We start from the raw sequence: 15,476 nt of genomic DNA, 5'->3' as shown, positions 1-15,476 counted from the left end.
GCCACCGACCCGGCGCTGGCGGCGACGCGCGCATTGCCGGCGCTGGACCCGCAGCGCCGCGCCGCCGAGGCCGGCGCCGCGCGGACACAGGCGGCGCGCGGCGAACTGCAGGCGGCGTTGGCCCGCCAGTCGGCGCTGCGCAAGGCGTGGATGGCGGCCCTGCCCGCCGACGACGAAGCCCTGCTGCTGCTGCGCGGCGACTACGCGCACACGCTGGACAAGCTCGGGCAGCGCGACGCGGGCAGCGCCGAGATGGACGCGCTGCTGCCGCTGTACCGCTCCCGCTTCGGCCCGGAGTCCAACCGTACGCTGGCGGCCATGGACACGCTGGCCGAACTGGCCTTCGCCCACAACGACTACGAGCAGTCCGCCGCGCTCGCCCGGCAGGTGGCCGAAGTGCGCGAACGCCGGCTCGGCGCCGAGCACCCGGACACGCTCAAGGCCTGGGGCATCGCCGCCGGCAGCCTGGTGCGGCTGGCCGATTCGCCGGAAACCTTTGCCGGGGCCGAAGCCCTGCTCGACCATCTGCTGCAGGCGCAGGGGCGGATTCTCGGCATCGAACACCCGGCCACGCGGCAGTTCATCGTGGCCAAGGTCCGCCTGCTGTCCAAGCAGGAGCGCACGCTCGAGGCGATCGCGCTGCAGCGCCAGCTGCTGGCCGATTGCCAGCGGGTACTCGGGCCGGACCACAGCGAAACCCTGTTCGCGCAGGGCAGCCTGGCCAGTCTGTTGAGCTACCTGCCGGAGCGCCAGGACGAGGCGCGGCGGCTGGCGCAGGCGGTGCTGCCGCCGATGGGCCGGCAGCTGGGGCCGGAACACCCGTTCGTGACCGCCACCTACGACCTGATCGGGCGCATCGAGCGCAACACCGGCAACTGGGAGGCTTCGCGCGACGCCCACGCGCGGGCGCTGGAGATCCGCGCGCGTACCCGCGGCATGGTCGATGGCAACACCATCGAAAGCGCGAACCGGCTTTATGTCGCCCTGTTCAACCTGCGCGACGAAGCGGGCATGCGCGACCTCCGCGCCCGCTTCCTCGACCCGCTGATCGCACGCGACCCGGGCACCCTCAATGCCAGCCTGCGCAGCGTGCGCGAAGCCTCGCTGCTGGCGCTGAAGGGGCGCTGGGACTAGGCCGGGGCCTGGCGCCTATGGGCCGGGGCGTTAGCCCTGGCCCGGCGTGGAGGAGGGGGGGCTCCTGAGCAGTTCCAGGTGGCGCTGCTCCATCTCCTGCCGCAGCTGCCGGCGGATCTGCGCGGCGGCATAGCGGCGCTTCTCGTCGCCGGTCTGCGGCTGCAGCGGCGGCACCGGGGTCGGCTTGCCCTCGTCGTCCACCGCGACCATGGTGAAGAAGCAGCTGTTGGCGTGGCGCACGCTGCCCTTGCGGATGTCCTCGGCCACCACCTTGATGCCCACCTCCATCGACGAGGTGCCGGTGTAGTTCACCGAGGCCAGGAAGGTGACCAGTTCCCCCACCGCGATCGGCTGGCGGAACGTGACCTGGTCCACCGACAGGGTGACCACGTAGTTGCCGGCATAGCGGCTGGCGCAGGCATAGGCGACCTGGTCGAGCAGGCGCAGCACCGCGCCGCCGTGCACCTTGCCGGAAAAATTGGCCATTTCCGGCGACATCAGCACGGTCATCGACAACTGGTGGGGCGTGGGCGTGATGGACATGGCGGCTGCCGCGGTGAAGGGAGCCGCAGGCTACCCCAGCGTCGTGGATGGCGGTAGCCGGAGATGCCTGGATTCGTGCGCTGCTGCGTAGCGCCGGGTGGCGCGTGGCGGGGCTTTGCTGGTAGTGCCCCAGCGGGGCGTTGCCCCGCTCTACATGATGGTGGGGTTCCGTAGCGCCGGGCGGTGCCCGGCGGGGCTTTGCCGGTAATGCTCCAGCGAGGCGTTGCCCCGCTCTACCGGTGGCGAATGCGGGAAGCCGGCGCGGGCGCAAACGGAAAGGCCGCCCCTGCGGGCGGCCTTTCCGGTGATGCGGTGCCTTGCGGGCCTTACTTGAGCTTGGCGGCCTTGCGCAGCGCTTCGGCGCGGTCGGTCTTCTCCCACGAGAACGCCGTGGCGTTCTGGGTCTTGCCGTCGCCGTCGACGTACGAGAACTCCTTCGGCTTGCGGCCGAAGTGGCCGTAAGCAGCGGTCTGCTGGTACATCGGGTGGATCAGGTCGAGCATCTTGATGATGCCGTACGGGCGCAGGTCGAAGTGCGCACGGATCAGCTTCTCGATCTGTGCGTCCGGGATCTTGCCGGTGCCGAAGGTGGTGACCGAGATCGAGGTCGGCTCGGCCACGCCGATGGCGTAGGAGACCTGCACTTCGCACTTGTCGGCCAGGCCGGCGGCAACCACGTTCTTGGCGACGTAACGGGCCGCATAGGCAGCCGAACGGTCGACCTTGGACGGGTCCTTGCCGGAGAACGCGCCACCACCGTGGCGGGCCATGCCGCCATAGGTGTCGACGATGATCTTGCGGCCGGTCAGGCCGCAATCGCCCACCGGGCCGCCGATCACGAAGATGCCGGTCGGGTTGATGTGCACCTTGTTCTTCGGCAGCTTGTCCAGCCATGCCTTCGGCAGCACCGGCTTGAGGATGTGCTCGCGCACGGCCTCGATCAGGTCCTTCTGCTTCACGCCCGGGTCGTGCTGGGTCGACAGCACCACGGCATCAAGACCTTCGATCCTGCCGTCCTGGCCGTAGCGCAGGGTCACCTGGCTCTTGGCGTCCGGGCGCAGCCACGGCAGCGGCGAGTTCTTCTTCTTGCGGACCTTGGCCTGCTGCTCGACCAGGCGGTGCGAGTAGTAGATCGGCGCCGGCATGAATTCCGGGGCTTCGTTGCAGGCATAGCCGAACATCAGGCCCTGGTCGCCCGCGCCCTGTTCTTCCGGCTTCTTGGCCTTCTTGTCGGTGCCGTCCACGCCGGCGGCGATGTCCGGCGACTGCTTGCCGAGCATGTTGATGATCGCGCAGGTGTGGCCGTCGAAGCCGACGTTGGAGTTGTCGTAGCCGATCGAGTTGATGACGTTGCGGGTCAGCTCCTCGATGTCGACCCACGCCGAGGTGGTGACTTCGCCGGCGACGATGGCCGCGCCGGTCTTGACCAGGGTTTCGCAGGCGACGCGGGCGCGCTTGTCCTGGGTAAGGATCGCGTCCAGCACCGCATCGGAAATCTGGTCGGCGATCTTGTCCGGATGGCCTTCGGAGACCGACTCGGAAGTGAAGAGATAGCTGGACATGAGCTTGTATCCCTGTATGCGGATGAAAAGATAGCCGCGAATGATACACGGCCTTGGCGCCCCCGGAATAGTGCAGGTGGGGTCGTTGCCATCCGGTTAATAAACCGGTTCACGCGTTCGGCCGTGCCGGCGCGCCGCGCCCGGGCGTCACGGAACTGCCGCAAAACCGCAACCGCATTGCCGTGTGCCGGAGGCAGGCTGCCGGCCAACCGGGCCGTCGGACAACCGTCATGCACCAGATCGAACAACGCTTGCAGCAGCGCTATCCCGATTGGTTCCACGGCCCGCGCGGCCGCCTGGCGCGGCCACTGCTGCGCACGGTGGGGCGCTGGTCGCGGCTGGACCGGATACAGGAATTTCTGCGCGGCAACGGCGACCGCCATGGCTTCGCCTTCGTCGGCGCGGCGCTGGATTTCCTGGGCAGCCGCTATGAGGTGGAGGTCACGTCGTTGGCGCGGATTCCCGCCAGCGGGCGCCTGCTGATCGTGGCCAATCATCCCTCCGGCGCGCTCGATGCGCTGGCGCTGCTGGATGCGGTGGGCAAGGTGCGGCGTGACGTGCGCATCGTCGCCAACGACCTGCTGGCGGGCCTGGAACCGCTGCGCGAACTGCTGCTGCCGGTGCGCATCCTCGGCGGCCGCGCGCAGCGCGCCAGCCTGCAGGCGGTGGAACAGGCGCTGGCGGCCGAGCAGTGCGTGATCGTGTTCCCGGCCGGCGAGGTCTCGCGGCTGTCGCTGCGCGGCATCCGCGACGGGCGCTGGAACCGCGGCTTCGTCCGCTTCGCCAACGCCACCCGGACGCCGGTGCTGCCGGTGCGGGTGCAGGCGCGCAACTCGGCGCTGTTCTACGGCGCCTCGACCCTGTTCAAGCCGGCCGGCACCGCCCTGCTGGCGCGCGAGATGTTCGCCCGCGGCGGCCGACCGTTGCGGCTGCAGGTGGGGCAGGCGATGCGCCTGGATCCAGAACTTGACCCGGCGCTGCAGCTGGAGGCAGTGCGGCGCGCGTTGTACGCGCTGGGCCGCGAGGCCGCGCAGGCCGACGCCGTGGGCGGCGGGCTGGAACCGCTGGCCGCGCCGGTCGCGGTGGAGCAGGTGGCGGCGGAGATCGAGGCCGCCGAACTGCTCGGGCAGACCGGCGACGGCAAGCAGATCCGGCTGGCGCGCTGCGCCGCCGGTTCGCCGCTGCTGCTGGAACTGGGGCGACTGCGCGAACTGACCTTCCGCCGGGTCGGCGAGGGCACCGGGCGCAGCCGCGACCTGGACGATTTCGACCCGCTGTACCAGCACATCGTGGTCTGGGACGCGGCGCAGCAGCGCATCGCCGGCGCCTACCGCATCATGCGCGGCGCCCAGGCGCTGGCGCGCAGCGGGCTGGCCGGGCTCTACACCGCCGCGCTGTTCCGCTACTCGGACGACGCCATCACCCGCATCGCCGAGGGCATGGAGCTGGGCCGCAGCTTCGTCGTGCCCGACTACTGGGGCAGCCGCAGCCTGGACTATCTGTGGCAGGGCATCGGCGCCTACCTGCAGTGCCAGCCGGGCATCCGCTACCTGTTCGGCGCGGTGTCGATCAGCGCGGCGCTGCCGCGCGAGGCGCGCGAGCAGCTGGTGGCCTACTACCAGCGCTACTACGGCGGCGGCCCCGGCCTGGCCGAGTCGAACCGGCCGTTCCAGTACTTCGCAGCGCCGCCATGCTTCGGTGACCTGGATGCCGAGGCCGCGTTCGAGGTGCTCAAGGCCAACCTGGCCACGTCGGGGACCAGCGTGCCGACGCTCTACCGCCAGTACACCGACCTGTGCGAGCCGGGCGGCGCGCGCTTCCTGGCGTTCGGCGTGGATCCGGACTTCAGCGATTCCATCGACGGGCTGATCGAGGTGGACCTGCAGGCGATCCGGCCGAAGAAGCGCAAGCGCTACCTGCGCGATGCAGGAGCGGTGGCATGAGCGCGCCGGCGCTGCTGCTGCCGCACCGGCGCGCGGTGTTCATCTCCGACACGCACCTGGGCGCGCGCCATTGCCATGCCGCCGAACTGGCGCGCTTCCTGTCGCTGCTGCGCTGCGAGCGGCTGTACCTGGTGGGCGACATCGTCGACCTGTGGTGGCTGGCGCACAAGCGCGCCAGCTGGGAGCAGGCGCACAACGAGGTGATCGAGGCGCTGCATGCGCTGCGCCGCGCCGGCACCGAGATCATCTACATCCCCGGCAACCACGACGCGCCGCTGCGCCGCACCTGCGGACTGATGCTGCCGGCGATGCAGGTGCGGCGGCGTGCGATCCATGTCACCGCCGACGGCCGCCGCCTGCTGGTGGTGCACGGCGACGACTACGACGGCATTACCCATTTCGGCGGACTGCAGGAGCGCTTCGGCGACTGGCTGTACTACCGCATCCTCACCGGCAACCGCCTGCTCAACGCGCTGCGTCGGCGTCTGGGCCTGCGCTACTGGTCGCTGTCCGAGTTCCTCAAGCGGCGCAGCGCGGCGGCCGAGCGCTATATCGAGCGCTTCGTGCAGGCCGGGCTGGCCGATGTCCGCCGCCGCGGGCTGGACGGCATCGTCTGCGGCCACATCCATCGCGCCGCGCTGGTCGAGCGCGACGGGCTGGTCTACGCCAACGACGGCGACTGGGTCGAAAGCCTCACCGCACTGGCCGAGGACCAGGACGGCAGCCTGCGCCTGCTCGACCACGCCGGCCGCAGCCTGGCGTGGCTGCCGCCGCGCGCCTCGCTGGCGCAGGCCGCCTGAAGCGCCCGCGCATGCTTCTTCCTCACGGACCGGCCGGCTATGCTGGCCCGGTATGGGGAAGGGAGCATCCGGGTGGTGGGCAAGCGGCCGAGGACGAGACATGCACTGCGGGCCGGGCAGTTTGCAGCGGGCCTGCTGCTGGCGGCAGTCGCCGCCGCCGATGACGCGCCGGTACTGAGTTTCGAGCAGGCGCGCGAGCGCCTGGAACAGGTATCCGACGCGCTCGCCGCGGCCCAGGCGGGCGTGCGCAACAAGCAGGACCTGCAGGACGCCACCCGCTACCTGCGGCTGCCGGAAATCACCGCCGACGTGCGCCGCATGCAGTTCCAGAAGACCCTGAACCTGCCGCTGGGCTCGCTGGCGCCGGTGGCCGAGGCGTTCGGCATCGAATCGCCGCTGCAGTTCGCCGAGCGCGACTGGCGCACCCGTCCGATCGTCACCGCCAGCGTGCCGCTGTACAGCGGCGGGCTGATCCCGGCCGCGCAGCAGGCGGCGCAGGCGGCCACCGCGCAGGCCCAGGCCGAGCGCGAGGCGCAGCGGCAGTCGCTGGCGCTGCAGCTGGTGCAGGCCTATTTCGGCCAGCAGCTGGCCGCGCAGGCGGTGCAGGTGCGGCGCGAGGTGCGAGATGGCCTGCAGCGGCACCTGGACGATGCGCTCAAGCTCGAACGCGAAGGCTTCGCCAGCCGCGCCCAGCGCCTGCAGGCCAATGTCGCCCGCGACAAGGCCGAGCGCGACTACCAGAAGGCGGTCAACGACCTGGCCACCCTGCAGCAGGCGCTGGCCACGCTGCTGCGCAGCGGCGGCACGGTCGGTACCGCCTCGCCGCTGTTCGTGATCGATGCGCCGCTGGGCGCGCGCGCCGACTTCGAGCGCAGCGCGCTGCAGCGCCACCCGCAGATCGAACGCCTGCGCGCGCTCACTGCGCAGGCCGAGCAGGGCGTGCGCGTGCAGCAGGCCAAGCTCAAGCCGCAGGTCTACCTGTTCGGGCAGTACGACCTGCACCGTCGCGACGCGCTGCTGACCGACGCCGACTGGGCATTCGGCATCGGCCTGCGCTACACCTTCCTGTCGCCGACGGCGCGGCCACTGCAGGTCAGCGCCGCGCGCGCGCAGCTGGAACAGGTGCAGTCGGGCCTGGGCGAGGCGGAGAACCAGCTGCGGCTCGGCGTGGGCAAGGCCTGGAACGAGCTGGACACCGCGCGCAGCCAGTTCCGGCTGCTGGACAGCAGCATCGCCCAGGCCGAGGAGAACCTGCGCCTGCAGGAACTGTCCTTCCGCGAAGGGCAGGCCACCTCGCTGGACGTGATCGATGCGCGCCTGGCGCTGGGCGGCGCACGGGTGGAACGGGCGCAGGCCGCCTACCAGTTCGACGTGGCCCTGGCGCAGCTGCTGGAAGTAAGCGGGCAGATGGAGCGGTTCGACGACTACCGCCGGCGTGCGGACAAGGTGCTGGAATGAGCGATTCACTGGGACAGGGCGCCAGCCCGCGGCATCGCCGCGTCTTCGCCATCGCAGGCGGCCTGCTGCTGGCGCTGGTCGCGCTCGGCCTGTGGCTGGGCCTGCGCACGCCGGCCGACCAGGTGCAGGGCATGGCCGACGCGGACAGCGTCAACGTCGCCGCCAAGGTCACCGCGCGCCTGCAGAAGCTGCATGTGCGCGAGGGCGAGCGGGTCGCGGCCGGGCAGGTGCTGTTCGAACTGGACAGCCCGGAAGTCGCCGCCAAGGAGCGCCAGGCCGATGCCGTGGTGGCGGCCGCGCAGGCGGTGGCGGACAAGGCCGAGGAAGGTGCGCGCAGCGAGGACATCCGCGCGGCCGAGGCCAACTGGAAACGCGCCGTGGCCGGCGCCGAACTGGCCACCGCCACCTTCCGCCGCGTGGACAACCTGTTCGGCGAAGGCGTGGTGACACGGCAGAAGCGCGACGAGGCGCGTGCGCAGGCGCGCAGCTCGGAGGAACTGGCGCGCGCGGCGCGGGCGCAGTACGACCAGGCGCTGGCCGGCACGCGACAGCAGGACAAGGCCGCGGCGCTGGCGCAGGTGCGGCAGGCCGAGGGCGCCAAGGCCGAGGTCGACGCCGCGCGGCAGGAGACGGTGGGCCGCGCGCCGCTGGCCGGCGAAGTCGGCAAGCGGATGTCCGACATCGGCGAACTGGTGCCGGCCGGCTACCCGGTATTCACCCTGGTCGACATCGACCGCATGTGGGTGGCGCTGACCCTGCGCGAGGACCAGCTGCACGGGCTCAAGCCCGGCGCCAGGCTGCAGGGCACGATTCCGGCGCTGGGCGGGCGCAGCGCCGGCTTCGAGGTCTACTTCATCAATCCGGCCGGCGACTACGCCACCTGGCGCAGCACCCGCCAGTCCTCCGGCTACGACGTGCGCAGCTTCGAGGTGCGGGCGCGGCCGCAGCAGCCCATCGACGGCTTCCGCCCGGGCATGAGCGTGCTGTTCGCATGGCCGCAGGGCTGACGCCGGGCACGGCCGCCGCCTTCATCGCTTCGCTGCGGCGCGAACTGCGCCATTGGCGCGCGGACCGCTGGGAACTGGCGCTGGTCACGCTGATGCCGCTGCTGCTGATGGCGCTGATGATGTGGCTGTTCTCCAGTTCCGTGCTGCGACAGGTGCCGGTGGCGCTGGTGGACCTGGACGGCAGCCCGGACAGCCGCGCGCTGGCGCGCGCCATCGACGCCAGCCCGGGCGTGGCGATCGCCAGCCAGCCGGCATCGCTGCAGCAGGCGCAGGCGCAGCTGCGCGCGCTGGAGGTGTTCGCCATCGTGCTGGTGCCGCGCGACATGAGCCGGCGCGCGCTGCGCGGCGAGGCCGCGCCGGTGTATGCGTTCTACAACGCCACCTACATGGCCACCGGGCAGTCGGCGGCGCGCGACATCGCCGACGCGGTGGGCGCGTTCAACGCGCGCATGCTGCGCGAGCGTATCGGCCGGCAGGTGGGGCCGGCGCGGCTGCGCGCGGCGCCGGTGACGGTGCAGGCCACGGTGCTGCACAACCCGGCGCGCAGCTATGAACTGTTCCTGCTGCCGCTGGTCTTTCCCGCGGTGCTGTCGCTGCTCGCCGCGCTGGCCGCCGGCGGCGCCTTCGGCCGCGAACGCCGCGACGGCCTGTTGACCGCATGGCTGGGCGAGCGACCCTGGGCGGCCATCGCCGGCAAGCTGGCGCCGTACTTGGCGCTGTTCTCGCTGTATGGCGCGCTGGGCGTGCTGTACGTGGCGTACGTGCGCGGCGACGGCGTGGCCGGCAGCCTGTGGCTGCTGTTGCTGGCGCAGCCATTGTTCTACCTGGCCTGCTGCTGCTTCGCGCTGCTGTTCATCGCCATCACCCGCGACATGGGCACCGGCCTGTCGCTGGTGGGATTGAGCATCGGCACCGCGCTGGCGTTCTCCGGCGCTACTTTCCCGGTGGTCGAGGCGCCGCTGTTCACCCGCGTCTGGAACGCGCTGCTGCCGCTCACCGCCTATGTGCAGGTGCAGATGCAGCAGTTGTTCATGGGCGCGCCGTGGGCGCTGTCGCTGCGACCGCTGGGCACGCTGCTGCTGATGGCGGCGGTGGCCGGGGGCCTCGGCGCGCTGCTGCTGGTGCGGGCCGCGCGTCGGGAGGCCGGTGCGGAGCCGGTGCCGGCATGAGGCGCATCGCCGCCACTTTCCGCGCGACCCTGCAGGCGGTGTTCGCCGATTCCTCGGCACGCGCGGTGATGATCGGCGCGATCCTGCTGTACTCGTTCTTCTATCCGGCCGCCTATCGCCACCAGGTGGCCAGCGACCTGCCGATCGCGGTGGTCGATGCCGACCGCAGCGCCACCAGCCGCGAACTGGTCCGGCATATCGACGCGCTGCGCGCGGTGCGGGTGGTGGCGCAGCCGACGGACCTGGCGCAGGCGCGCGCGCAGCTGGAAGCCGGGCAGGTCGACGGCATCGTGCTGATCCCGGCGCGGCTGGAGCGCGACATCCTGCGCGGCGGCAGCGGCCAGCTGGTGCTGCTGGGCAATGGCGCCTACCTGAGCCGCGCCAGCGCCATCCTCAATGGCCTGGCCGAGGGCATCACCGCCTTCGCCCGCGGGCAGGCCGTGCGCCAGGCCGCCTTCATGGGGCCGCCGCAGGCCGCGCCGCTCGAACTGGTGCAGCGGCCGCTGTACAACACCCGCGAGGGCTACGGCAGCAGCGTGGTGCCGGGCGTGGCCGAACTGATCGTGCACCAGACCCTGCTGCTGGGCATCGGCGTGCTGCTGGGCAGCCGCCGCGCGCAACGGGGCCGGCGCCTGCATTTCGCGCCGCCGGTGCTGCTGGGCATGGCGGCGGCGTTCGCGCTGGTGGCGATATGCGGGCTGCTGTACTACGCCGGTTTCACCGCCTGGGCGCAGGACTATCCGCGCGGCGGCAACGTGCCGGGCCTGTTGCTGGCGGTGCTGCTGTTCGCGCTGGCGACGGTGCCGTTCGGGCTGTTCGTCGGCAGTTTCTTCACCACCCGCGAGCGTGCGTTCCAGTACGTCACCGCGGTTTCGATCCCGCTGTTCTTCCTGTCCAACCTGTCGTGGCCCGCGCTGGCCTCGCCGCCGGCGCTGGTGGCGCTGGCCAGGCTGCTGCCGACCACGGCCGGCATCAACGCCATCGTGCGCACCCAGCAGATGGGGGCGCGGGTGCCCGAGGTGAGCGCGGAACTGCTCAATCTGCTGCTGCTGGCAGCGCTGTACACCGCGCTGGCGCTGTGGCGGTTCCGCCCGCGGCAACCGTAAGGGCGGTGTGCGGGCCTGCATGTCCGCATGCAGCGGGCGCCTGGGGTTTGCCGGAAGGCTTCTGCGCGGCTGGCGCCGCTCCTGCGCGAGCGGGGCCGGGTCGGCCGGCATAATGCGGGCATGGATTCCCTCAGCCAGATCGTCCTGGGCGGCGCGGTCGCCGCCGCCATTGCGCCTGCCGGCCATCGCCGCGCGGCCCTGCTCGCCGGTGCTGCGCTGGGCACCTTGCCCGACCTCGACGGGCTGCTGGTCGTCGCCTTCACCCGCGACCCGGTCAGCCTGATGACGGTGCACCGCAGCTTCAGCCACTCGCTGTTCGTGCTGCCGCTGCTGGGCACGCTGATCTGGTGGCTGTACCGGCGCTTCGGCCATGGCCGGGTGGCGGCGGCGCCGGCGCGCTGGTGGTGGGCGATGGTGCTGGCGCTGGTCACCCACCCGCTGCTGGATGCCTTCACCGTTTACGGCACGCAGCTGTGGTGGCCGTTGATGCCGCCTCCGACGATGTGGTCGAGCGTGTTCATCATCGACCCGCTGTATACGGTCTGGCTGGGCCTGGCCTGCGCGGTGGCCTGGTTCGCCAGGGCACGGCCGCTGGCGCAGCGCGCGCTGGTCGCAGGGCTGGCGCTGAGCTGCGGCTACCTGGGCTGGTCGCTGCTGGCCAAGGGCATGGTCGAGCGCGAGGCCGACCGCTCGCTGGCGGCGATGGGGCTGGGCGATGCGCCGCGGTTCTCGGTGCCGATGCCGTTCAACACGCTGCTGTGGCGGGTGGTGGCGATGACGCCGCAGGGCTATGTGGTCGGCGACCGCTCGCTGTGGGCCGACCACGGGCCGATGCATTTCAGCGGCCATCCCTCCAACGTGCAGGCGCTGCGGCAGGCGGCGCCGATCCCGGCGGTGGCGCGGCTGCAGTGGTTCAACCGCGGTTTCATGCGCGCTCAGGTGGTGGAGGGCGAGCTGGTGCTCAGCGACCTGCGCATGGGCCTGGAGCCGGACTACAACTTCAGCTTCGCCGTGGCCCGGGAGGACGGCGGCGGCTGGCGGGCGATCCCGCCGCGGCAGCTGCGCCCGGTGTACCGCGAGGCTGGCGGCCGCGCCTTGCTGAAACAGCGGCTCGCGCGTGTCTGGCACCGTATATGGAACGATGACGACGAAGCTCCCGTGGAGGTGATGGCTGGCGGATAGGGCAGATTCCGAAGGGAAGGGCTATTGTTTTGAATTTGGAACAAATAGTGATTTATCTGATATTTGTTCTGAATTTGATGGCAATTACACTGGCGCCCATTCCACGAATGGCCGCTTGCCGGCTTTCCTTCCTTCCGGAGTCATCATGAACAGCCAAGCCATCGCCCTGTACAAGCAGCGCCGTTCCCAGTACGCGCTCGGCCGCAACCTGCCCATCGGCCAGGACCAGGCCACCGACCTGATCAAGCATGCCGTGCGCGAGGCGCCGTCGGCGTTCAACTCGCAGCCCACCCGCGCGCTGATCCTGCATGGCGCGCAGAGCGTGAAGTTCTGGGAGCTGGCCAAGGACGCGCTGCGCCAGATCGTGCCGGCCGAGGCCTTCGCCGCGACAGAAGGCAAGCTGGACAGCTTCGCCGCCGGCGCCGGCACGGTGCTGTTCTTCAACGATGTGGACGTGACCAAGGGGCTGCAGGACCAGTTCCCGCTGTATGCCGACAACTTCCCGGTGTGGGCCGAGCATGCCAACGGCATCGCCCAGTTCGCGGTGTGGACGGCGCTGGCCGAGGCCGGCATCGGCGCCAGCCTGCAGCACTACAACCCGCTGGTGGACGAGGCCGTGCGCCGCGAATGGGGCATCGCCGCCAACTGGCAGCTGCGCGCGCAGATGCCGTTCGGCTCCAACGAGGCCGGCTTCGGCGAGAAGAACTACATGGAAGACGAAGCCCGCTTCAAGGTCTTCGCCTGACGCTTCCGGCGCGTTCCTCCCCCCGCGCCGATCCAGGCCCGCCGGTCCCCACCGGCGGGCCTTTTTACAGGCGCCCCTGTAGAGCGGGGCAGCGCCCCGCTGCGGCATTGCCAGCCAGGCCCCGCCGGGCGCCGCCCGGCGCTACAGAACCCGCCGCCTTGTAGAGCGGGGCAACGCCCCGCTGTGGCATTGCCAGCCAAGCGCCGCCGGGCACGGCCCGGCGCTACAGAACCCCGCCGCCTTGTAGAGCGGGGCAGCGCCCCGCTGTGGCATTGCCGGCCAGGCCCCGCCGGGCGCCGCCCGGCGCTACAGAACCCCGCCACCTTGTAGAGCGGGGCAGCGCCCCGCTGGGGCATTGCCGGCCAAGCCCCGCCGGGCGCCGCCCGGCGCTACAGAACCCAGCCGCCTTGTAGAGCGGGGCAGCGCCCCGTTGCGGCATTGCCGGCCAGGCCCCGCCGGGCGCCGCCCGGCGCTACAGAACCCGCCGCCTTGTAGAGCGGGGCAGCGCCCCGCTGGGGCATTGCCAGCCAAGCTCCGCCGGGCGCCGCCCGGCGCTACAGAGCCCGCCGCCTTGCAGAGGCGCTTCCGCGGATCTCAGGCCGCGGCCCGCGGCTGTCCGGCGATCAGGCTGTCGAAGTAGTCGCGGGTCAGGCGCGACTGCGCCTCGGCGCTCTCGGCGGCGTTGACCACGGCGCGGAAGGCGGCGTTCTCCGGCCGGTCCTTCGCATACCAGCCAAGGTGCTTGCGGGCGATGCGCACGCCCTGCGGTTCGCCGTAGAAGGCATGCAGGTCGGCGAGGTGGCCGAGCAGGATGTCGCGGATCTCTTCCAGCGACGGCGGCGGCAGTTCCTCGCCGGTGGCAAGGAAGTGGGCGATCTCGCGGAAGATCCATGGCCGGCCCTGCGCGGCGCGGCCGACCATCACCGCGTCGGCGCCGGTCTGGGCCAGCACCTGCGCGGCCTTGCGCGGGGAGTCCACATCGCCATTGGCCAGCACCGGGATGTCGAGCATCGCCTTGATCGCGGCGATGGTGTCGTACTCGGCGGTGCCGGTGTAGTGCTGGTCGCGGGTGCGGCCGTGGATCGCCAGCGCGGCGACGCCGCTGGCCTGCGCGATGCGGGCGATCGCCGGTGCGTTGCGTACTTCCGCGCACCAGCCGGTGCGGATCTTCAGCGTGACCGGTACCGCCACCGCGCCCACCACCTCTTCGAGAATGCGCGCCACCAGCGCCTCGTCGCGCATCAGCGCCGAGCCGGCCCAGGCATTGCACACCTTCTTGGCCGGGCAGCCCATGTTGATGTCGATGATCTGCGCGCCGTGGTCGACGTTGTAACGTGCCGCTTCGGCCAGCTGCCGCGGCTCGGTGCCGGCGATCTGCACGCTGATCGGCGCCGGTTCCCCGGCATGGTCCATGCGGTGGAGGGACTTGCGGGTGTTCCAGAAGCGCGGGTCGGAGATGGTCATCTCCGAGGCGGCCAGGCCCGCGCCCAGCCGCTTGCACAGCTGCCGGAACGGCTTGTCGGTGACGCCGGCCATGGGCGCGAGCACCACGTTGGGCGCGATGGTATAGGGGCCGATCTGCATGACCGGCATTCTACCGCCCCGCCCGGAACGCCCGGAGAACCGCGGCCCCGGTCAGAACTTGTAGGCGGCCACGAACTTGGCGCTGGTCGCCAGCTCGCCGCGCCGGTTCTCGGCGCTGCGGCCCAGCAGCCCCTGCAGCTCGAGGCGCTTGCTGGCCTTGTACTTGAAGGCGGCGTTGCCGCGCAGGTGGTAGCGCCCGCCATCGTGCAGCGGGCGGTCGTTGAGCAGGTCCACGCCGACGATCCAGCGCGGGTTGGGCGCGTATTCGAGCAGCGCGCCATAGCCGACGAGGTCCTCGTAGTCGTGCGCGAAGCCGTGGGTATGGGACACCTCGGCGGTCAGGCGCAGCTTGCCGAACTGCTTGCCGGCGCGCAGCGGCGTCTTGAGGGTGGTAACGCCGCCGCCGATGCCGGGGCTGCCGGTGTCGAAGCTGAACTTCGGCTCCACCAGCCACGCGGGACGGCGATCGCCTTCCTCGACGAAGCGCCATTTCAACTTGCCGGTGAAGTCCTTCGCGCCGCTGCGCGTGGCGCCATTCGACTTTTCCACGATGCCGTAGCCGGCGGCGACCTCGAACGACAGATCCCGGGCCAGCGGCGCGGCGAATTTCAGCACCGGCCGCGCCCAGGTGTCCTTGGAGTCGGTGTGCTTCCAGGTGACTTCGGCCTTGACCTTCCTGGAGGTGCTGGGGCTGGTGCTTCCCACTTCCCAGGGGCCCGCGAAGGCGGTGGCAGGCAACAGTGCCGCCAGTGCCGGCAACAGCCAGCCATACGGGCGGCGGGAGGGCGTGGAAGGAATGCGCATGCTGTGGCTCCTGGCGGGAAATTCCGGTTGCGGAGCAGTCTGCGGCGGCGTCGCTGACACAGTCGCCACGGGATGCGTCAGGTTGCTGTCAGCAGGTACGAAGGCCCAGGCGTGGGCGCTGCGGGCCGCAGGCGCGCAGTGGAAGGCGAGGGTGCGCTGCTGCGGCGCCTGTATCCGCCCGGATCGCCGCAGGTCGCGGCCACGCGCTCCGGGCGATTCCGTCAATCGCCACGACGTCCGCCGCACTGGTCTTCACTGGCACGATGGCGTCCGCGGTCGATGAATCCGCGCACTCCGCCGGTGTCGATGATCCGGCCGGTCTTCTCTAGCCGGTCCGGTGCCATCCCGTGCCGGCGGTGCCGGCCCGCTCCCGGTTGAGCGGAGCCCGATTGCGGCTGCCAGCTTCGCGGCAACGGCGGAAGTTCCGGGCGGGAGTCCG

The 15,476-nt window shown here is 71.2% G+C and carries 14 protein-coding genes; 9 read left to right on the top strand and 5 right to left on the bottom strand.

What is annotated here, in order from left to right:
* A partial coding sequence (locus QMX80_RS14340; RefSeq protein WP_282277732.1) for a tetratricopeptide repeat-containing protein occupies positions 1-1,134 on the top strand: 1,134 nt, incomplete at its 5' end.
* Between the two features lie 30 nt (positions 1,135-1,164).
* Here the strand turns inward: QMX80_RS14340 and QMX80_RS14335 are convergent.
* Together QMX80_RS14335 and metK are read right to left on the bottom strand one after the other, a co-directional pair.
* Positions 1,165-1,677 carry an acyl-CoA thioesterase gene (locus QMX80_RS14335; protein ID WP_282277730.1) on the bottom strand — a complete coding sequence of 171 codons (513 nt, stop codon included), beginning with the start codon at positions 1,675-1,677 and terminating at the stop codon, positions 1,165-1,167.
* A 326-nt stretch (positions 1,678-2,003) separates the two neighbouring features.
* Positions 2,004-3,239 carry a methionine adenosyltransferase gene (gene metK / locus QMX80_RS14330; protein ID WP_282277729.1) on the bottom strand — a complete coding sequence of 412 codons (1,236 nt, stop codon included), beginning with the start codon at positions 3,237-3,239 and terminating at the stop codon, positions 2,004-2,006.
* A 230-nt stretch (positions 3,240-3,469) separates the two neighbouring features.
* Here metK and QMX80_RS14325 point away from each other — a divergent pair, with 230 nt between their 5' ends.
* The 8 genes from QMX80_RS14325 to QMX80_RS14290 all read left to right on the top strand — a co-directional run bounded on the left by QMX80_RS14325 (position 3,470) and on the right by QMX80_RS14290 (position 12,649).
* Positions 3,470-5,182 carry a GNAT family N-acyltransferase gene (locus QMX80_RS14325; RefSeq protein ID WP_282277728.1) on the top strand — a complete coding sequence of 571 codons (1,713 nt, stop codon included), beginning with the start codon at positions 3,470-3,472 and terminating at the stop codon, positions 5,180-5,182.
* Positions 5,179-5,982: a UDP-2,3-diacylglucosamine diphosphatase gene (locus QMX80_RS14320; protein WP_282277727.1), complete on the top strand. Its 804-nt coding sequence runs from the start codon at positions 5,179-5,181 to the stop codon at positions 5,980-5,982. Before QMX80_RS14325 ends, QMX80_RS14320 begins: the two co-directional genes overlap by 4 nt.
* Before the next feature lie 105 nt (positions 5,983-6,087).
* A complete protein-coding gene (locus tag QMX80_RS14315) occupies positions 6,088-7,440 on the top strand; it encodes a TolC family protein (protein ID WP_282277733.1) in 1,353 nt (450 codons plus the stop codon).
* A complete protein-coding gene (locus QMX80_RS14310; RefSeq protein WP_282277725.1) occupies positions 7,437-8,447 on the top strand; it encodes an efflux RND transporter periplasmic adaptor subunit in 1,011 nt (336 codons plus the stop codon). Before QMX80_RS14315 ends, QMX80_RS14310 begins: the two co-directional genes overlap by 4 nt.
* Complete coding sequence (locus QMX80_RS14305) at positions 8,432-9,616, top strand: ABC transporter permease (RefSeq protein ID WP_055765812.1); 1,185 nt, start codon at positions 8,432-8,434, stop codon at positions 9,614-9,616. Before QMX80_RS14310 ends, QMX80_RS14305 begins: the two co-directional genes overlap by 16 nt.
* On the top strand, positions 9,613-10,722 hold the full coding sequence (locus QMX80_RS14300; protein WP_282277723.1) for an ABC transporter permease: 1,110 nt from the start codon (positions 9,613-9,615) through the stop codon (positions 10,720-10,722). The genes QMX80_RS14305 and QMX80_RS14300 overlap by 4 nt, the downstream gene beginning before the upstream one ends.
* Positions 10,723-10,842: 120 nt before the next feature.
* On the top strand, positions 10,843-11,904 hold the full coding sequence (locus tag QMX80_RS14295; RefSeq protein WP_282277722.1) for a metal-dependent hydrolase: 1,062 nt from the start codon (positions 10,843-10,845) through the stop codon (positions 11,902-11,904).
* Positions 11,905-12,049: 145 nt separating this feature from the next.
* Entirely contained in the window at positions 12,050-12,649 is a 600-nt protein-coding gene (locus tag QMX80_RS14290) for a nitroreductase family protein (protein WP_055765804.1), read from the top strand.
* A gap of 594 nt (positions 12,650-13,243) precedes the next feature.
* Here the strand turns inward: QMX80_RS14290 and dusB are convergent.
* The 3 genes from dusB to QMX80_RS14275 form a co-directional block, all read right to left on the bottom strand.
* Positions 13,244-14,233: a tRNA dihydrouridine synthase DusB gene (gene dusB, locus QMX80_RS14285; RefSeq protein WP_282277720.1), complete on the bottom strand. Its 990-nt coding sequence runs from the start codon at positions 14,231-14,233 to the stop codon at positions 13,244-13,246.
* A gap of 51 nt (positions 14,234-14,284) precedes the next feature.
* Positions 14,285-15,037 (bottom strand): hypothetical protein, encoded by a 753-nt coding sequence (locus QMX80_RS14280; protein ID WP_282277719.1) that lies wholly within the window; start codon positions 15,035-15,037, stop codon positions 14,285-14,287.
* Between the two features lie 221 nt (positions 15,038-15,258).
* Positions 15,259-15,476 (bottom strand): hypothetical protein (locus QMX80_RS14275; RefSeq protein ID WP_282277717.1); only part of this gene is annotated, 218 nt, incomplete at its 5' end.

The sequence above is a fragment of the Stenotrophomonas sp. PS02297 genome (assembly GCF_029959705.1).
GTDB lineage: Bacteria > Pseudomonadota > Gammaproteobacteria > Xanthomonadales > Xanthomonadaceae > Stenotrophomonas > Stenotrophomonas nitritireducens.
Note: the sequence above shows the minus strand (reverse complement) of the source record. Positions and strands in the feature narration are given on the sequence as shown.

Coding starts and splice junctions, on each gene's coding strand:
- QMX80_RS14335 (WP_282277730.1), bottom strand. CDS start 1,677: ATGTCCATCACGCCCACGCCCCACCAGTTGTCGATGACCGTGCTGATG.
- metK (WP_282277729.1), bottom strand. CDS start 3,239: ATGTCCAGCTATCTCTTCACTTCCGAGTCGGTCTCCGAAGGCCATCCG.
- QMX80_RS14325 (WP_282277728.1), top strand. CDS start 3,470: ATGCACCAGATCGAACAACGCTTGCAGCAGCGCTATCCCGATTGGTTC.
- QMX80_RS14320 (WP_282277727.1), top strand. CDS start 5,179: ATGAGCGCGCCGGCGCTGCTGCTGCCGCACCGGCGCGCGGTGTTCATC.
- QMX80_RS14310 (WP_282277725.1), top strand. CDS start 7,437: ATGAGCGATTCACTGGGACAGGGCGCCAGCCCGCGGCATCGCCGCGTC.
- QMX80_RS14305 (WP_055765812.1), top strand. CDS start 8,432: ATGGCCGCAGGGCTGACGCCGGGCACGGCCGCCGCCTTCATCGCTTCG.
- QMX80_RS14300 (WP_282277723.1), top strand. CDS start 9,613: ATGAGGCGCATCGCCGCCACTTTCCGCGCGACCCTGCAGGCGGTGTTC.
- QMX80_RS14295 (WP_282277722.1), top strand. CDS start 10,843: ATGGATTCCCTCAGCCAGATCGTCCTGGGCGGCGCGGTCGCCGCCGCC.
- QMX80_RS14290 (WP_055765804.1), top strand. CDS start 12,050: ATGAACAGCCAAGCCATCGCCCTGTACAAGCAGCGCCGTTCCCAGTAC.
- dusB (WP_282277720.1), bottom strand. CDS start 14,233: ATGCAGATCGGCCCCTATACCATCGCGCCCAACGTGGTGCTCGCGCCC.
- QMX80_RS14280 (WP_282277719.1), bottom strand. CDS start 15,037: ATGCGCATTCCTTCCACGCCCTCCCGCCGCCCGTATGGCTGGCTGTTG.